The organism is Arthrobacter sp. NicSoilB8 (assembly GCF_019977355.1).
Classification (GTDB): Bacteria; Actinomycetota; Actinomycetes; order Actinomycetales; family Micrococcaceae; genus Arthrobacter.
On sequence record NZ_AP024655.1, the window covers coordinates 480,857 to 497,314 of the forward strand.

The 16,458-nt window shown below is 68.7% G+C and carries 12 protein-coding genes; 2 read left to right on the plus strand and 10 right to left on the minus strand.

The genetic code is table 11. From position 1 onward, the window contains the following. Nucleotides 1–44: 44 nt before the first annotated feature. Nucleotides 45–1,496, minus strand: a complete 1,452-nt coding sequence (gene eat, locus LDO15_RS02255) for an ethanolamine permease (protein ID WP_223983590.1) — start codon at nt 1,494–1,496, stop codon at nt 45–47. 229 nt (nt 1,497–1,725) lie between these two features. On the opposite strand from eat, the gene LDO15_RS02260 reads away from it, so the two are divergent. After that, nucleotides 1,726–2,445: an FCD domain-containing protein gene (locus LDO15_RS02260; RefSeq protein WP_223983593.1), complete on the plus strand. Its 720-nt coding sequence runs from the start codon at nt 1,726–1,728 to the stop codon at nt 2,443–2,445. A gap of 72 nt (nt 2,446–2,517) precedes the next feature. Here LDO15_RS02260 and LDO15_RS02265 read toward each other — a convergent pair whose 3' ends face one another. The 4 genes from LDO15_RS02265 to LDO15_RS02280 form a co-directional block, all read right to left on the minus strand. Continuing rightward, nucleotides 2,518–4,323 carry a diguanylate cyclase gene (locus LDO15_RS02265; RefSeq protein ID WP_223983596.1) on the minus strand — a complete coding sequence of 602 codons (1,806 nt, stop codon included), beginning with the start codon at nt 4,321–4,323 and terminating at the stop codon, nt 2,518–2,520. A gap of 176 nt (nt 4,324–4,499) precedes the next feature. Further along, nucleotides 4,500–4,880 (minus strand): hypothetical protein, encoded by a 381-nt coding sequence (locus tag LDO15_RS02270; RefSeq protein ID WP_223983601.1) that lies wholly within the window; start codon nt 4,878–4,880, stop codon nt 4,500–4,502. A 46-nt stretch (nt 4,881–4,926) separates the two neighbouring features. Next, nucleotides 4,927–5,601, minus strand: a complete 675-nt coding sequence (locus LDO15_RS02275) for a response regulator (RefSeq protein WP_223983604.1) — start codon at nt 5,599–5,601, stop codon at nt 4,927–4,929. Then, a complete protein-coding gene (locus LDO15_RS02280) occupies nt 5,598–8,288 on the minus strand; it encodes a DUF4118 domain-containing protein (RefSeq protein WP_223983606.1) in 2,691 nt (896 codons plus the stop codon). Before LDO15_RS02280 ends, LDO15_RS02275 begins: the two co-directional genes overlap by 4 nt. A gap of 166 nt (nt 8,289–8,454) precedes the next feature. Between LDO15_RS02280 and LDO15_RS02285 the strand changes: the two genes are divergently transcribed. After that, entirely contained in the window at nt 8,455–10,431 is a 1,977-nt protein-coding gene (locus LDO15_RS02285) for an amino acid transporter (RefSeq protein WP_223983608.1), read from the plus strand. A gap of 102 nt (nt 10,432–10,533) precedes the next feature. Here LDO15_RS02285 and LDO15_RS02290 read toward each other — a convergent pair whose 3' ends face one another. From LDO15_RS02290 to LDO15_RS02310, 5 genes are all read right to left on the minus strand, one after another. Next, on the minus strand, nt 10,534–10,737 hold the full coding sequence (locus LDO15_RS02290; protein WP_009357211.1) for a cold-shock protein: 204 nt from the start codon (nt 10,735–10,737) through the stop codon (nt 10,534–10,536). A gap of 148 nt (nt 10,738–10,885) precedes the next feature. Continuing rightward, the gene (locus LDO15_RS02295; RefSeq protein ID WP_223983610.1) at nt 10,886–11,839 is read right to left on the minus strand and encodes an alpha/beta hydrolase; all 954 of its coding nucleotides are present in this window, start codon (nt 11,837–11,839) and stop codon (nt 10,886–10,888) included. A gap of 42 nt (nt 11,840–11,881) precedes the next feature. After that, a complete protein-coding gene (locus LDO15_RS02300) occupies nt 11,882–14,707 on the minus strand; it encodes a PEP/pyruvate-binding domain-containing protein (RefSeq protein WP_223983612.1) in 2,826 nt (941 codons plus the stop codon). Between the two features lie 94 nt (nt 14,708–14,801). Continuing rightward, nucleotides 14,802–15,158, minus strand: coding sequence for a hypothetical protein (locus LDO15_RS02305; protein ID WP_223983614.1), 357 nt, complete (start codon nt 15,156–15,158; stop codon nt 14,802–14,804). A 107-nt stretch (nt 15,159–15,265) separates the two neighbouring features. After that, entirely contained in the window at nt 15,266–16,321 is a 1,056-nt protein-coding gene (locus tag LDO15_RS02310; protein ID WP_223983616.1) for a zinc-dependent alcohol dehydrogenase family protein, read from the minus strand. Nucleotides 16,322–16,458: the final 137 nt, after the last annotated feature.

The following is a 16,458-nucleotide window of genomic DNA, read 5'->3' on the forward strand; positions in this document are numbered from 1 at the left end:
TGTTGTTCTCTGCAAATGGGGTGGTGGGTGGTGGCCGGGGTCAGCTACTGCTTCAGTTCGGCCTCGGCCAGGGCCAGCCGGGCGAATTCCTCATCCGGGGACCCGGTGACGATGCGGTGCCGGCTGTAGAACCAGTAGTACGCAATGGCGGCGGCGAAGATGGCCGCTGTGATGGATGCCGCGTAGACGTCCACCACAAAAGTGGCGACGACGGCGACCGCGGACAGGACGAGCGCGACGGAGGTGGTGGCGATGCCTCCAGGGGTGCGGTAGCCGCGCTCCAGTTCCGGCTCTTTGATCCGGAGCACAATGTGGGACAGGTTGAGCAGGACGTAGGAGACCGTGGCGCCGAAGACGGCGATGTTGATCAGCAGGGCGCCGTCCTGGGTGATGGCTGCCAGCAGGAAGCCGATCGTGCCCGGAACGATGAGGGCCCAGTAGGGTGTCCGGCGAGCCCCGGTGAGTGACAGCCATTTGGGCAGGTAGCCGGCGCGGGAGAGCGCGAAAAGCTGGCGTGAGTAGGCATAGATGATGGAGAAGAAGCTGGCCACCAGGCCGGCGAGGCCCGCGTAGTTGATGAAATCGGCAAGCAGCGTGTTTCCACCGTAGGCCAGCCGGATGGCGGCCGGAAGCGGGTTGTCTGAGGTGCTCATGGCCTGGGATCCGGCCGCTCCCGGCACGAGGACCAGCATCAGGCCCCCGAAGATGACCAGGATGAGGACTGCGACGATGATGCCTTTGGGCATGTCCTTCTTGGGATCCGCGGATTCCTCCGCGGCCAGCGGGACGCCTTCGACGGCCAGGAAGAACCAGATGCCGTAGACCAGTGCCGCCAGGATTCCTCCGACGCCCATGGGCAGGAACGCGCTGGAACCGGCGGATCCGTCCGGGACGATGTCGAACAGTTTGGCCGGGTCGAACATCGGCACGAGGCCGACGACGGCGGCAATGAGCGCGACGACGGCAAAGGCGGTGATCGCAAACATGATCTTCAGCGCCTCACCCACGCCGCGGAGATGGATCCCGATGAAGATCATGTAGGTGACCAGGTAGACCGGCCAGGAGTTGGTGAGCCCGAACAGGCCCAGTGCCTCGATGTAGCCGCCGATGAAGGTGGCGATGGCGGCGGGTGCGACGGCGTATTCGATCAGCACCGCTATGCCGGTGGCGAAGCCGCCCAACGGGCCGAGGGCCCGCCGCGCGAAAGCGTAACCTGCACCCGCCGTCGGAAGCGACGACGAGAGTTCGGCCAGGCCGAAGACCATGCAGGTGTACATGACGCCCATCAGGAGGAAAGCAATGAGCAGGCCGCCCCATCCTCCCTGGGCGAGACCAAGATTCCATCCGGCGAAGTCGCCGGAAATGACGTAGGCGACACCCAGCCCCGCGAGGAGCACCCACCCGGCGGCGCCGCGCTTGAGCCGGCGGTGCTGAAGGTACTCCGTTTCACTGCCGTCTGCGTTTGTCGCAGCGGCGACATGATCTACTGATTTCATGCGATTCCCTTGATAAGAGGAGTGTCGCCCAGATTCCTAAAGGACTGTTTTCAGTCCAAGGGCACGCCTCCCAGTGTGGTGGCGCAACTCACATTCGTCAAGGACTTCGGGTGAGAACATAGGAAATATCGCTCGGACTTCGGTCAATTGGTCTTTTAGCTGGTCTTTTCCGGTTCCCTAAATGTATGCTCGCGGTATATATAGGGTCGCCTAGTTTTGGGAGCTGGCCTTGGCCGATTTCTTGTTGCAGCAGCCGTACTCAATGTTGCGCCCGGTGCGGGGCGGAAATGCTTTCGAAGAGACCATCGAGCACATCCTCCAGACGATCAAGCTCGGCATCTTTGCCCCTGCTGACAAGCTGCCGCCGGAACGCGAACTCGCCGAACGCCTGGGTGTTTCCCGGGCGACCCTTCGCGAGGCGCTGGGCGAATTGCAGGCTGCCGGATATCTGGACGTCAGGCGCGGCCGCTACGGCGGCACGTATGTCTCCGAAAACCCGGTGCGGTCAGAACCGCGCGGAATCCGCCCACTGGATCCAGCCGAGGTGCAAGACGTGCTCCTGTTCCGCGGGGTCATTGAACCGGCGGCGAGCGCCCTGGCGGCCAGTTCCAATCTGTCTGCTGCCGCCCGGAGCCACCTGAGGAACTGCCTGTCGGAGGTGTCCAACGCCACGGAGGCCTCGTACAGGCCCCGCGACGCCCGCTTTCACATCGCGATCGCCGAGCTCACCGGCTCGCCCAGCCTTGTGGCGGCCGTGGCGGAAACCAGATCCAGGGTCAACGAACTCCTGGACAGGATCCCGTTCCTGGGGACCAACCTGGAGCATTCCAACGCGCAGCACGCGCAAATGGCGGACGCCATTCTGTCCGGCGACGCGGCGGCGGCGGAGCGCGCCACCATTGAACACCTGGAAGGGACCGCGGCCCTGCTGCGCGGCTTCCTGTCCTGAGACCTTTCCCCCGCCCCGAGTGACGTCGGCGCCGCCGGGACCTGTCGTTCCCGCGGCGTCCCCGGAGTACTTCTAGGCCGGGTGTCCGTCCGCCGCGGGCCGGGCGTGCCCTTGGCCGGGCGGGGTGGCGTGGCCGTACCGGGAAGTGCGGTTGCGGCCGGCGTTCTTGGCCTCGTACAGGGCCCGGTCCGCGCAGTCCAGCAGGCTGCCGGCCGCGGCGTCGCGCTGATCGCAGACGCCGGCGGAGATGGTCAGGAACCCGACGTCGCCGAACGGTTCGGACGCGATGGCCTCCCGGGCCCGTTCCGCCGCCTGGAGTGCCTCGGCGCCGTCGGTCTCCGGCAGCAGCCACACGAACTCTTCGCCGCCGAACCGGGCCACGATCTCCGTGGCCCGGGCCACCGTCCGGAGCCTTGCCGCGACCGCCGCCAGCACCACATCGCCCGTCAGGTGGCCGTGGGTGTCGTTGACCCTCTTGAAGTGGTCGATATCCAGGACGACCGCGCTCAGGCTCGTCCCGCGGCTCCCGGCCAGCGCGACCTGTTCTGCGAGGTGCCGTTCCAGGGCCCGCCGGTTGGGCAGGCCGCTCAGGGGGTCCGTAGTGGCCTGCAGCTCCAGGTCAGTCCGCGCCTCCGTGTTGCCGATGGCGATCTCGACAAGCTCCGCGAACTGGGCCAACCGCTCCATCATGGCTTCCGTGACACCCGTGCGGGACTTTGAGGTCAGGGTCACGACGCCCCACAGGCTTCCCCGGACCCGGACCGGCGCCGCCGCCGCGGACTGGAAACCGCCGGCGCGCATCTGCTCCGCGGCCGGTCCGCCCTCCGGGCCGTAGACAACGAGGGCCGGCTTGCCGGTCAGAGCCACCCGGACGGTGGCGGACTCGTCGGTCGGGGCGAAGATGTGCCGGCGGCTCAGCGTCGGCGGCAGGGCCGGCGCCATGGCGATAATTTCTGCCGATGACGCTCCCGTGAAACGGACGACGGCGGCGGAGTCGACGTTGAACAGCTCGCGGACGATTGCGGCGACCCGCTCGGAGATGTCGGCGGGGGCGGCGTTGCGGGCGACGGCGGTCGCGATCTCGTGCAGGGCCTCCCACACCTGCTGCTGCTGCAGGCGCTCGGTGACGTCAACCGCCACGACCATCCCGGCCGCGGCCGCGTCGTCGGAGTAGACCGGCCCGGCCTTGAGCCGGTAGGTGCGGTGGCCGATCTGCCGGTTCCAGGAGACCTCCCGGCCGGCGAGGGCGGCCCGGTACCGCGGCTCGAGCTCGCTGGCGAGGTCGCCTTTGAGCACGTCCTGGATGCGCCGGCCTTCGAGCTCTTCCGTGCGGTAGCCGAAGGTCTCCAGCTCTTGGCCTTCGGCGATCAGGTAGCGCAGCTCGGCGTCGAAGAGGAGCACGAAGACGCCGGGGACGCTCCGCGCCAGGGCACGGTACCGGTCCATGTCCCGCTGCCGGCGCCGGTCGGCCAGCACCCGCTCGGTGACGTCAGTGACCAGGACAAAGAAGCCCTGCACGGAGCCGTCCCGGGTGTCGGGCGTGTAGGTCACCTCGGTGAAACGTGACTCGCCCGCGGCATCCACGAGGATCCGGTCAAACTGTTGCGGTTCTCCGGCGAGCACCCGCTCGACGTGCTGCCGGTTCGCCTCGAACACGGCCTCCCCGAGCACGTCCCGGATATGCATGCCATGCAGCTGCTGGGGTTCGACGCCGAACCACTCGCAGTAAGCGTCATTGGCCAGCCGGCTGCGGAGTCCTGTGTCCCAATAGCCCACCATGGCCGGAATCCCGTTGAGGACGGCCTGCAGCTGTGCCGGGATCGCCGGCAGCGGCGACGCGCCGGCATCATCCCTGTTGAGCGGGCTGCGATTTGTCATTGCCCCAGTATCCATGTCAGGCCGCGGCAGGAAAAACCGCCAGCAAGTCCGTCAGGTTTGACAGGCATGAACAACCAGCCGCACCAGCGGCCGCCCAAAAGGGTGCGATGCACCTGGCTCCTCAGGAGGGCTCCATTCACATCTTCGGAGAGTGATCGGTAAGGATGGGGCAGAATTCAGGGGCCTGCTGGGCTGCGACGCGGCGGGAAGAAGACGCGGACAGGGAGCACGAGCCCGATCAACGAGAGGGCGAGGAAGCCGACCTGGTGGATGTGATCCGTGCCCGGCGGGAGGTTTCCAAACAGGTGGGCCAGCCAGAAAACGGGGTAGAACCAGAGCGCGCACCACGCCCACCGCTCGATGCGCCGATACGGCACCAGCACGATCAGCGCCCCGAAAAGGCCGAGTCCGGTCGAGGCGAGACCGTCCGCACGATACAAGGCAGCGTCCCCTCCCATTGGAACGACCGCGACCACGACACCAAACACGAGGATGGCCAGGCTAACCACCGCGAGGCAGATCCAGCCGATCTGCACCGTCAGCTTCGTCGCGAGCACGACGTCACCGTACACCCCACGGAATTTGACGACTATGGGAGCATCGTCAGGGCATAAACCGGTAGCCGATGCCTGCCTCGGTGAGCAGGTGGCGCGGGTTGGCGGTGTCCGGCTCGAGCTTGCGGCGCAGCTGGGCCATGTAGACCCGCAGGTAGTTGGTCTCCTTGGCGTACGCCGGGCCCCAGACCGCGGAGAGCAACTGCTGCTGGGTGATGAGCTTTTCCGGATTCCGCACCAACACGTCAAGCATTTTCCACTCCGTGGGGGTCAGCCGGACGTCCTGTCCCTCGCGGATCACCCTGCGCTTGGCCAGGTCCACGGTGAAGTTCGCCGTGCTGACCACCGCTTCGTGGTCCGGTTCGATGCTCCGGCGCAGCACAGCGCGGAGCCGGGCCAGGAGCTCGTCCAGGCCGAACGGTTTGGTGATGTAGTCGTCCGCGCCGGCGTCGAGGGCCTGGACCTTGTCCTCGGAGCCGTGGCGGGCGGACAGCACCAGGACCGGTACGCTGCTCCAGCCGCGCAGCTCCCGGATCACCGCCGTGCCGTCCAGATCCGGCAGGCCGAGGTCCAGGATCACCACCGCCGGCGGCTCCTGCCTGGCCTTAAGCAGTGCTGACCTGCCGTCCGCCGCTGTCGAGACCGCGTAGCCGTGGGCCTGCAGGGTGATGCGCAGGGCCCGCAACAGGTGGGGATCGTCGTCGACCACCAGGACCGCGCTCATGGCGTGTCCTGCCTGGCATCCTGGCCGGTTTCCTGGCCGATGACAGAAAGCGGGGGCCGGTGGCGGCGGCCGGTCAGCGCCGATTGCGGTTCCAGCGGGGCACGGCCGGGGCGAGCATCAAAGGGCACGCCGGTGGAGAGCGGCAGGGTGATCACCATGGTCAGGCCGCCGCCCGGCGTTGCCTCCGCCGCCAGCCGTCCGCCCATCGCCTCGGTGAATCCCTTCGCCACGGCCAGGCCGAGGCCGATGCCGGCGCCCCGGGCGTCGTCGTCGAGGCGCTGGAACGGGCGGAACATGTCCAGGACCCGTTCCGCCGGGACGCCCCGGCCGTGGTCGATGATGCGCAGCTCGCCCGCGGGACGCCCGCGCAGCGTGGCCGGACTGAGACCGCCCGCCGTTCCGACCACCACGATGTCCGAGTCCGGGGCGTACTTGACGGCGTTCTCGACGATGTTTGCGATCACGCGCTCCAGCATGCCCTGGTCGGCATCGATCTCGGGCATGTTGGCTGGCAGTTCCACCCGCACCCGGCCCGGCGGGACGCCGTGCAGCGCGCCGGGGATCACCTCGTACCAGCGGAGCGGGCGCAGCCGGGGGCTGACCGAATCGGAGGTGATGCGGGACATGTCCAGCAGGTTGCCGACCAGCAGGTCGAGCCGGTCGGAGCATTCCTCGATCGTGGCCAACAGCTCCTGCTCCTCCTGCGGGGTGTACCGGACACCGGTCCGCCGGAGGCCGCCGACGGCGAGCTTGATCCCGGCCAGCGGTGTCCGCAGGTCGTGGGAGACCGCGCGGAGGATGGACGTGCGCATGGTGTTGCTCTCGGCCAGGCGCATCATCTCGCGCCGGCTGGCCACGAGCTGCTGGCGCTCCAGCTGGGCGGCCAGGTGCACGCCGAAGGCTGCCAGGAGCCGCCGGTCGCTGGCCGGCAGGATCCGGCCATAGAGGACCAGCCGGGTGGTGGGGTTGATCTCCTCGACGTTCTCGCCGTCGGGAGCGTGGTTAGCCGGTACGTCGCCGGCGGAGGCCAGGAGCCGCCAGGCTCCGCCGCCGTGGGTGCCCTGGCTGAAGAGAGCCGTGCCGCGGACCTGGAAGACGGTCCTGGCCTGCTCGAGCAGGGACTGGACGGTGTCCTCCGAACCGGCGGCCCCGCGGGTGAGATCACTGAGTGTGGCGGCCTCCGCCCTGGCCCGGGCGGCCTCCTTGGACCGGCGGGCGGACAGGTCCACCACCACGGCGACGGCCGCCGACACTCCTACAAAGACGAAGAGGGCCAGGTAGTTCTGTGGATCGCTGATGAACAGGTTGCCGGTCGGGGGAGTGGAGAAGTAGTTCACCAGCAGGCTGCTCCACAGGGCCGCCAGGACCGCCGGCCACAGCCCGCCCACCAGGGCCACCGCCACCGAGCCGCTGAGCTGGACCAGCATGGCGGTGGCCACGTTCTGCTGCGGATTCAGGAACGCCAGGAGCAGCTGCAGGAGCGCCGGAAGGAGCACCGCGAGGACCAGGCCCACCGCCACCCGGGCCCGGCCGAGGTCGCGGGGTCGCGGCACCCCCGTGCCCTGCCCGCCGAGCGGATGGGAGACCATGTGGACGTCGATGTCCCCGGAACCGCGCACCACCCGGGTGCCCACGCCGCTGCCCAGGAGACGGCCCAGCACGCCCGCGATGTTCTTGTGGCGCGAGATCCCGACCACGATCTGGGTGGCGTTGACGCTGCGGGCGAAGTCCAGCAGCGCGGCCGCCGGGTCCTCTCCGGCGACGATATGGTAGCTGCCGCCCATGTCCTGGACCAGCCGCCGTTGCCGTTCGAGCGCCTGCGGTGACTCCGAAGCGACGCCGCCAGCGGCCCGCACATGGACGGCCAGGAGGTCTCCGCCGCTGACCCGGGTCAGGATGCGTGCCCCGCGCCGGATGAGCGCCTCGCCCTCAGGGCCGCCGGTCAGTCCGACGACGATGCGCTCGCGGGCAGGCCAGCTGTCCTGGATCCCGTGCTCGGCACGGTACTTCGCCAGCCCCTCGTCCACCCGGTCGGCCAGCCACAGCAGGGCGAGTTCGCGCAGCGCGCTGAGGTTGCCCAGCCGGAAGTAGTCGGAGAGTGCCGCATCAATCTGGTCCGCGGGGTAGATCTTGCCGTCGCTGAGCCGCTGGCGCAGCAGTTCAGGGGGGATATCGACCAAATCGATCTGGTCGGCGCGGCGCACGACGTCATCCGGAACCACTTCATCCGGCTCAACTTCGGCCGGCACCGTCTCCGCCTGGCGGACGCCGGTGATGGCACTGACAACGTCGCCCAGGGACGCCAGGTGTGCAATGTTGAGCGTGGACAGGACATTGATCCCGGCGTCGAGGAGTTCGTCCACGTCCTGCCAGCGCTTCGGGTTGCGGCTGCCCGGGACGTTGGTGTGGGCGTAGTCATCCACCACCACGGTCTCGGGGGCACGGGCCAGGACCGCGTCCAGGTCCATTTCCTCGGCCTCCGCGCCTCGGTGGCCTAACCGCCGGGGCGGAATGACCTCCAGGCCCGCCATCAGGGCCCTCGTGTCGGGCCGGCCGTGATCGAGCGCGAACGCTACCGCAACGTCCTCGCCGCGCTCGCCGAGGCGGTGGGCTTCCTCCAGCATCTCGTAGGTCTTGCCCACACCGGGCGCGGCCCCCAGGAAGATCCGCAGCGTTCCACGTGCCATGTCGTCATTCTGTCACTTGGAGGCGGACCCGGGCGACGCGGCCGCGGGCCCACGGAAGCCCGCGTTAAGGAACCGTCAGGATTGTCCGCCGGACAGTTGCCGCGGCTGCCGCGACTGATACTGTCGCGGACGGAAGCGGCGCGGTGCGTCGCGTGGAAAGGACGTTATGACCACGCTCAGCCGGCCCCCGGCAGACCCCTCGGCGCCGCGGCCCGGCGCAGGGGATCACTTCAGGAACTGGCTGCTGTTCGGCCTCCAGGACGCCAAGGGAACCCACCAGGGTCCCGGGGCGGTGAGTGACAGCCACCTGAAGAAGCACACGTGGTGGCAGGTCATGTGCCTGACAGGCGTGGACTACTTCTCCACGCTGGGCTACCAGCCCGCCATCGCCGCGCTCGCGGCCGGGGTGATCTCGCCGCTGGCCACCCTGGTGCTGGTCGCCGTGACCCTGTTGGGCGCGCTGCCGGTGTACCGCCGGGTTGCCGGCGAAAGCCCGCGCGGTGAGGGGTCCATCGCCATGCTGGAACGGCTCTTGCCGCGCTGGGGCGGGAAACTCCTGGTCCTGGTGCTGCTGGGCTTTGCGGCCACCGACTTCATGATCACCATGACGCTCTCCGCTGCCGACGCGACCGCCCACGCCATCGAGAACCCGTTCGCTCCCGCCTGGATGCAGGGCCAGAACGTCGCCGTCACCTTGGTGCTGCTGGCCATGCTGTCCGCGGTGTTCCTGCGCGGCTTCAAGGAGGCAATCGGCGTCGCCGTCGTCCTCGTGGGGCTCTATCTCGGCCTGAACGTCATTGTGGTTATCACAACCATCTTCGAGGTCATCGCGCACCCGGTGGCGGTCGACAACTGGTGGCTGGCCCTGACCACCCAGCACGGAAACCCCCTGATGGTCGTGGGCATCGCGCTGCTGGTCTTCCCGAAGCTGGCCCTCGGCCTGTCGGGCTTCGAGACCGGCGTCGCGGTCATGCCGCAGATCCGAGGCCACGCCACGGACACCGAGAAGAACCCCGAGGGCAGGATCAAGGGCGCCCGCCGCCTGCTGACCACGGCCGCCGTCATCATGAGTGCGTTTCTCGTCACCACGAGCTTCACCACCGTGGTGCTCATCCCGGAACAGGAATTCCAGCCGGGCGGCCAGGCGAACGGGCGCGCCCTGGCCTATCTGGCCCACGAATACCTGGGCGCGGGCTTCGGCACCGTGTATGACATCAGCACCATTGCCATCCTGTGGTTTGCCGGCGCCTCCGCCATGGCCGGGCTCCTGAACCTGGTTCCCCGCTACCTGCCCCGGTACGGCATGGCGCCGGAATGGGCACGCGCCGTCCGGCCGCTGGTCCTGGTGTTCACGCTCGTGGGGTTCCTGATCACCTGGCTCTTCGACGCCGACGTCGACGCCCAGGGCGGCGCCTACGCCACCGGCGTCCTGGTCCTGATGACCTCTGCCGCGGTCGCCGTGACCTTCTCGGCGCGCAGCAAACGGCAGCGCAAGCGCAGCATCGGGTTCGGGATCATCGCCGTCGTCTTCATTTACACCACGGTGGCCAACATTTTCGAGCGGCCCGAAGGCCTCCGGATCGCGGCGCTGTTCATCCTCGGGATCATCGTCATCTCGCTGCTCTCGCGCATCCGGCGCTCCTTCGAACTCCACGCCACGCATGTGCGCATGGACACCCCGGCCCTGGAATTCCTGGCTGCCAACGAAACCGGGCCCATCGCGATCATCGCCCACGAACCGCTGCGGCTTAGTGCTGAGGCGTACCGGGACAAGCTGACGTCCGCCATTGAGGTCAGCCATCTGCCGGTGGACTACCAGGCCCTGTTCCTGGAAGTGGTGGTGGACGACTCCTCGGACTTCGAGACCGAACTCGAGGTCCGCGGGGTGATCCGGCACGGGTACCAGATCCTGGAGGTCCACGGGCCCGTGGTTCCCAACACGATCGCGTCCGTGCTCCTGCACATCCGCGACGTCACCGGACTGATGCCGCATATCTACTTCCGCTGGACGGAGGGCAACCCGATCACCAACCTCATGCGGTTCCTGGCCTTCGGAGAAGGCGAAATCGCGCCGGTCACCCGTGAAGTGCTGCGCGAGGCCGAACCGGACGTCACCCGGCGGCCCTGGGTCCACGTCGGCTGACACCGGGAACACAAACGCCCCTCCGGAGGAATCCTCCGGAGGGGCGTTGTGATCTTCGGGGAAAGTGCCCCGGCCGGGCGGCCGGGACATTATCCGGAGTACTTAGAGCGGGCGGATGTTCTCAGCCTGCGGGCCCTTCGGGCCCTGCGTGACGTCGAATTCAACCTTCTGGTTCTCGTCCAGCGAGCGGTAGCCGCTGGTGGCGATTGCCGAGTAGTGGGCGAAAACGTCGGCCGACCCGTCATCCGGGGCAATGAAGCCAAAACCCTTTTCGGCGTTGAACCATTTAACTGTGCCTGTAGCCATGCCTTTATCCTTCTGAAATGCTGCTGATCTCCGGCGGCCATAAGGCCAACGGCTGCGGAGACATTCGTCCGCTGTCCCCCAACGTACGGGGCGACGGCCCCCTGTGCAAGGGTCTGACGGGGGTCTTCGCATCTGCATGGCACTTCAGTCAATCCGAAACGGGGCCGTCGAAGAGCGCAATCAGGTCGCGGCTGATCTGGTACGGCGACGTCTCGCTCGGGCTGTGACCGCCCCGGTAGACGGAAATTTTCGCCCCGATCGACTGCGCGAAGCGCCGGTGCAGCCCCAGCGGCCAGAGATCGTGTTCCCCGACGGCGACAAACTTCGGCAGCGTCGCCGCCGCCAGCAGTTGCCGCAGATCGGGGGTGTGCTTCATGAGGCCGATGATGTCGACCACCGAGGCGCGGCGCGTGTACGCGAACCTGCTTTTCACGAACCGCAACCGCATGGGCGCCACCCTGGCGACATTGCTGCGGATGCCCCAGATCATCAAGGCGGCGCCGGCCCGGCTGTTGACCAGGCCGCTGAACCAGCCGACGAAGGGCAGCCCGCGGAAACACTGGCCAGGCTCCGGCGGGCAACTGATCAGGGTCAGGCTCCGGAACATCTCGGGCCGCTGTTGAAAGGCCAGCTGGGCGACGGTGGCCGCGAAGGAGTACCCCACGACGTGTGCCGCGCCGTCCCCGGCGTCGAGCATCGCGATGAGGTCGTCACGGAAGAGCTCGTAGTCATAGTGGGTCCGCGGCGGGGCGAGGTTTTCCGGCCCGGCCCGGGCTGATTCGTACTGGCCCGCTATGTCGCAACTGAGCACGAAATAGCCGGCCGCGGCTAGCTCGGGCAGCATGAGGATGAAGTCTTCCTTGGAGCCGGTAGCGCCCGGAATGAGCAGGACGCGCGGGTTGCCCGGATCCCCGGACGTGATGGTCGCGAGGGTGCCGCTGGGCGCCTCGAACTCGCCGCGCAGCACACCTTCCGGCAGGGCGGACCAGTCGAAGTCCGGCAGCGCTGCATCCCGGCGGGCGGCATCATCCACCAGCCCTGAACCGAAGCCTTCGGGTTCGGGAACCGGCGTGTCCTGTGCGTTGCGGCCAACAGACACCATGCTCCTAACATAGCCCCTTGGCCCTCGGCAGAGGACCGCGGCTCAGCCGGCCATTGTGCTGGCGGCCTTCGCGGGGGAGACCGGGGCGTCCGCTGGCCGCACCGTTCCGGCTGAGCCGTCCACGGTCACGCGCTGGCCGGTCCGCAGCAGGGTGGTCGCGTCCGGCACGCCCACCACGGCGGGGATGCCGTATTCGCGGGCCACCACGGCCCCGTGCGAGATCACTCCGCCCATCTCCATCACCAGGGCGCCGGCGGTCATGAACAACGGGGTCCAGCCCGGGTCGGTGGATGGTGCCACGAGGATTTCCCCGGGCTCCAGGTGGGCGCCCACCGGGTCCAGGATGACCCGCACCGTTCCGGTAGCGGTGCCGGCCGACGCCGGTGTCCCGGCGAGGGCATCGGAAGCGGGGGACTTCGCCATCACCGCGGCCTCCACATCCGTGCCGTCGGAGAGCAGGATCCGTGGAATCCGGCGGCGGCGCAGTTCGACGTCGTAAAGCCGGCGGCGGGCCGCCACGATGTCTTTGAGGTCGGCACCCCGCAACCCCACGCGGACTTCGTCGAATTCGAGGAAATACACATCATCCGCTACGGCGATCGAACCGGACCGGGCCAGTTCGCCGCCGATGACATTGAACTGGCGGCGCATCTCCGCGAGCGTGAGGATGATGTAGAACTTCGGCAGTTCGCGCAGTCCCGACAACTGCCGGGTCCGGCGCAGGCAGAACTCCACCGCCCGGGCCCTGAGCTGGCCGCGGGCCCGGGTCCGTTCCACGAGATCGCGGATCCTGGCCTCGGCGTGTTCCTCCGCGCGGGCGAACTGCCGGTCGGGGGCTTGCTCGGGGTCCTCCACGTGGAGGTAGTTCGAGATCATGCCGAGGATGTGGTCCGGCTTCTCCGACCACCGCGGCATGCCAAGGTCGATCTCGGCCACGGCGCGGTGGCCGTAGTGATCCAGGAACCCGTGCAGTCCGGTCTGCGCCACCGTGGGCAGCGTGCCGGCCGCGTACATGGCGGCCAGTTCTCCCGGGCCGTGGGCCAGGAACGCCTCGCGGGACGCGGCATTCGCGCCGATGGTGACGGCCAGCTGCCAGAGCTCAAGATCCATCTCGGTGGTGACGTTGTTCGGCAGCCCCCGCAGCACCGCCTCGAGTTCCCGCGGCTGCGCGATGCCGCGCAACAGCCTGCGGGCGGCGGCCAGCATGAGGTAACCCACGGACGGTGCCGGCAGCGTCGCCAGGATCAGCCCGTCCACGGTGCGCTCCAGGATGCGCTCGGCGTGATCGAGCCGGCCAAATGCGGTGGCCGGCTCCGGCAGGACCAGCTCCGCCTCGAGGCGCTTTCCGTAGTCGAAGGCGCGGCGCAGTTCTGTTGCCGGCCGCACTGTGGCCCGCAACATGGCTGGAACCAGCCGGACTATCATCGCAAGGCTGTCCATGCCTTCGGCGCTGCGTGTTTGCGGGCTGCCTGAGCCGGGCTTCCGCGCGGCAGGCGTCTCCGCGGCGCGGGGGCGGGTCCGCCGCGGCGTCCGTGCGCGCAAGCCGAATCGGGGGTCCTCCAGGAGCGTCGGGAAGACGGCGCCTGACCTTCCGTCCGCGAGCGGGAGCATCCGCAACAGGTAGCGGCGGCCGTACTTATTGTGAACGAAGGGCGTCATGTCCACGTACATGCGCAGGCCCGGGTTGATGAACTGCCACAGTCCCCTGCGGTTCCGCATGGAGCCCAGCACGTAGAGTCCGATGGGGGTGAGCGGACGGGTCAGGCCCTGGAGCAGGGTGCCGCACAGGTACACACGGGTGTCAGTGGCGGGCCTCGACTCCGCGCCAACAGGCTCGGCGGCAGCCGGGTCCGGCAACGGATACAAAGTAGTGATGGGCCGCGACTGCGTCACCCAGATCTTGCCGCCAGCGTCGATCACCCATTCCACATCCTGCGGGGCCCCGAACAGCCGCTGGATGGTATGGCCCAGCGCCGTCAGTTCATGGATACGGGCGTCATCCAGGGCCGACGGCCGGCCGGCCGGAGGCTGCCCCGGGGAGCGGAGCAGGACACGTCCCGTCGCCGTATCCACGACGAAATGGTCCGGGTTCACGCTGCCGGAGACCACCGCCTGGCCCGGCCCGGCGCTCGCATCGATGACCGTTTCGGTCCGGGTGCCCGTGACGGGATTGGCAGTGAACAGCACACCGGCCGTGGTGGCGGCGACGACGTCCTGGACGACGACGGCGAGTCCGACCTCGCGGTGGCTGATCCCGTTGGTGGAGCGGTAGGCCACTGCGCGCTCAGTCCAGAGCGAGGCCCAGCAGCGGCGGACCGACTCGACCACTGCATCGGCCCCGGAGATGTCGAGGAAGGAATCCTGCAGCCCGGCGAAGCTGGCGAACGGCAGGTCCTCGGCGGTCGCGGAGGACCTGACCGCCACTGCGGCACCGGGGCCGAGCGCGGCATACGCGGCGCGGACGGCGGAATCCACATCGGCGGGAATCGGCGCGGTCACAATCATTTCCCGTGCCTGCCTCGCCAGTTCGCGCAGGTCCAGTGGGGGATGCTGTTCCTCGGTGCGGGCCAAGGCGGGGTGGGCGGCGTCGGGGGATGGGCCCGGCCGTCCAGATCCGGGCTGCGCTATTCCGTAGTGGGCTGTTCCGTAGGGCGCGTCCAGCCGGGCCGCCAGTGCCGCCAAACCGGCCGGGGCGGCCTTCCGGTAGGCGGCCGTGGTGAGACAGAAGCCGCGCGGCACGGGGAACCCGGCCGCCATGAGCTTGCCAAGGTTCATGGCCTTGCCGCCCACGAGCGGCAGGGGAGCGGAACCCAGTTCACTGAGATCCACGACGAGACTTTCCGGCGCCCTGCCCTCTGCAGAACCCATTTCTGCTCCCACGTCCTGTCCGCGTATTCAACTACGGCCGCGTGCGGGCTTTGCGCCCGGCGGCGGGGCCACTCTGTCAAGCGTTGCTGCAGAGCTACTGCCCGGCGTCGGCCTCGCCGGTGTCCTCCCAGATCACATCCAGGTTGCGGAAGACCGGCGGACCGTCGCAGAGGGCGGCCATCTTGGCGGCGAACTCGGAGGTCTCGGGCCGGTTGGAGTTCTCCATGGCCGACTCGTAGGAGTCGAACTCAACGATTGTGAGGTATGTTCCGGGGCGGTCACGGTCGGCGGTGGCCGCGATGCGGCGGAACGTCGGGGTCGTGGACCCTTCCGTTCTCGACGGGCGGCCGAGTTGCTCGATCTCCTCGATGCGGGACGTCTGGAATTCGATGATCTGCACAAACCTGGCCATGACGGCTCCTCGACGGCGGCGGATGCTGATGCGCTTCACGCTAGACCCTCGTACTTGCGGGTGCAAGGGCAGGCGGACGGGGCACGGGTAGGAGGCAGGGGCAGGCGCCCGCGCGTGATCCGGCGCCGCCGCCGTCGGGAGTCCTGCTAGGGAGTCAGCAGGACCTTGATGGCGCGCCGTTCGTCCATGGCGCGGTAGGCCTCGGGGGCCTCCTCAAGGGGCATGACCGAATCGAACACCCGGCCCGGATTGATAGTGCCGTCGAGCACGTCGGCCAGCAGTTCCGGGATGTACGTCCGGGCCGGGGCCATGCCGCCGGCGATCGAGATGTTGGTGTCGAACAGGAAACGCAGCGGGGCCTCAGCGCCGCCGGTGGGAACGCCGACAAAGCCCAGGGCGCCGCCCGGGCGGACGCTGTGCAGCGCCTGGTCCATGGACTCCTTGGTCCCCACGCATTCCAGCACGGAGTCGGCCAGTACGCCGCCGAGCAGTTCGCGGACCTTGGCCACGCCGTCGTCTCCGCGTTCGGCGACGATGTCCGTGGCCCCGAATTCGCGGGCGATCGCTTGGCGGTCGGCGTGCCGTGACATGGCGATGATCCGCTCCGCGCCGAGGCGCTTGGCGGCGAGCACGCCGCAGAGCCCGACGGCGCCGTCGCCCACCACAACCACGGTCCGGCCGGGGCCGGCCTTGGCGGCGAGCGCAGCGTGGTGGCCGGTGGCCATGACGTCGGAGAGCGTGAGCAGGCTGGCGCGGAGGGCGTCGTCCGGATCGGTGACGCCCGGAACCTTGACCAGCGTGGACTCGGCGAGCGGCACGCGGACAGCCTGGCCCTGGCCGCCGTCGATGCCCAAACCGGTGTCGTCCTGGCCGCCCCAGCCGGCCAGGCGGTCGCAGGCCACCGTGACGCCGTTGCGGCACTGGGGGCACTCGCCGCAGCTGACCACGAAGGGCGCGATCACGAAATCGCCGACAGCGAGCCCGGTCACGTCCCCGCCGATGCTTTCGACCGTCCCGACGAACTCGTGTCCGATTGCGGACGGTTTGTGGGTGGGCTTGACCCCGCGGTAGGGCCACAGATCCGAGCCGCAGACGCAGGAGGCGGTAACCTTCACGACGACGTCGGTGGGCAGCTGGACCGTGGGGTAGTCGCGGTCTTCGACTCGGATGTCGCCGGGACCGTGGATGATGGTGGCGCGCATGGGGGCTCCTCGCATGGTGGTGGGTGGGCTGGGACCGAGTTTAGTCGGCCCGGCCCGCTGCGGTCCCCTCGGAGCCGAGCAGCCGGGCGATCGGGGGCCGGCCGCCCCGGGCCCCGGCGATCCGGGCCCGGCCGCCC

What these genes read in the sequence shown, in the direction of transcription:
- LDO15_RS02280 (WP_223983606.1), bottom strand. Translation starts at nt 8,288, where the DNA reads ATGGCACGTGGAACGCTGCGGATCTTCCTGGGGGCCGCGCCCGGTGTG.
- LDO15_RS02285 (WP_223983608.1), top strand. Translation starts at nt 8,455, where the DNA reads ATGACCACGCTCAGCCGGCCCCCGGCAGACCCCTCGGCGCCGCGGCCC.
- LDO15_RS02290 (WP_009357211.1), bottom strand. Translation starts at nt 10,737, where the DNA reads ATGGCTACAGGCACAGTTAAATGGTTCAACGCCGAAAAGGGTTTTGGC.
- LDO15_RS02275 (WP_223983604.1), bottom strand. Translation starts at nt 5,601, where the DNA reads ATGAGCGCGGTCCTGGTGGTCGACGACGATCCCCACCTGTTGCGGGCC.
- LDO15_RS02265 (WP_223983596.1), bottom strand. Translation starts at nt 4,323, where the DNA reads ATGACAAATCGCAGCCCGCTCAACAGGGATGATGCCGGCGCGTCGCCG.
- LDO15_RS02300 (WP_223983612.1), bottom strand. Translation starts at nt 14,707, where the DNA reads ATGGGTTCTGCAGAGGGCAGGGCGCCGGAAAGTCTCGTCGTGGATCTC.
- eat (WP_223983590.1), bottom strand. Translation starts at nt 1,496, where the DNA reads ATGAAATCAGTAGATCATGTCGCCGCTGCGACAAACGCAGACGGCAGT.
- LDO15_RS02310 (WP_223983616.1), bottom strand. Translation starts at nt 16,321, where the DNA reads ATGCGCGCCACCATCATCCACGGTCCCGGCGACATCCGAGTCGAAGAC.
- LDO15_RS02295 (WP_223983610.1), bottom strand. Translation starts at nt 11,839, where the DNA reads ATGGTGTCTGTTGGCCGCAACGCACAGGACACGCCGGTTCCCGAACCC.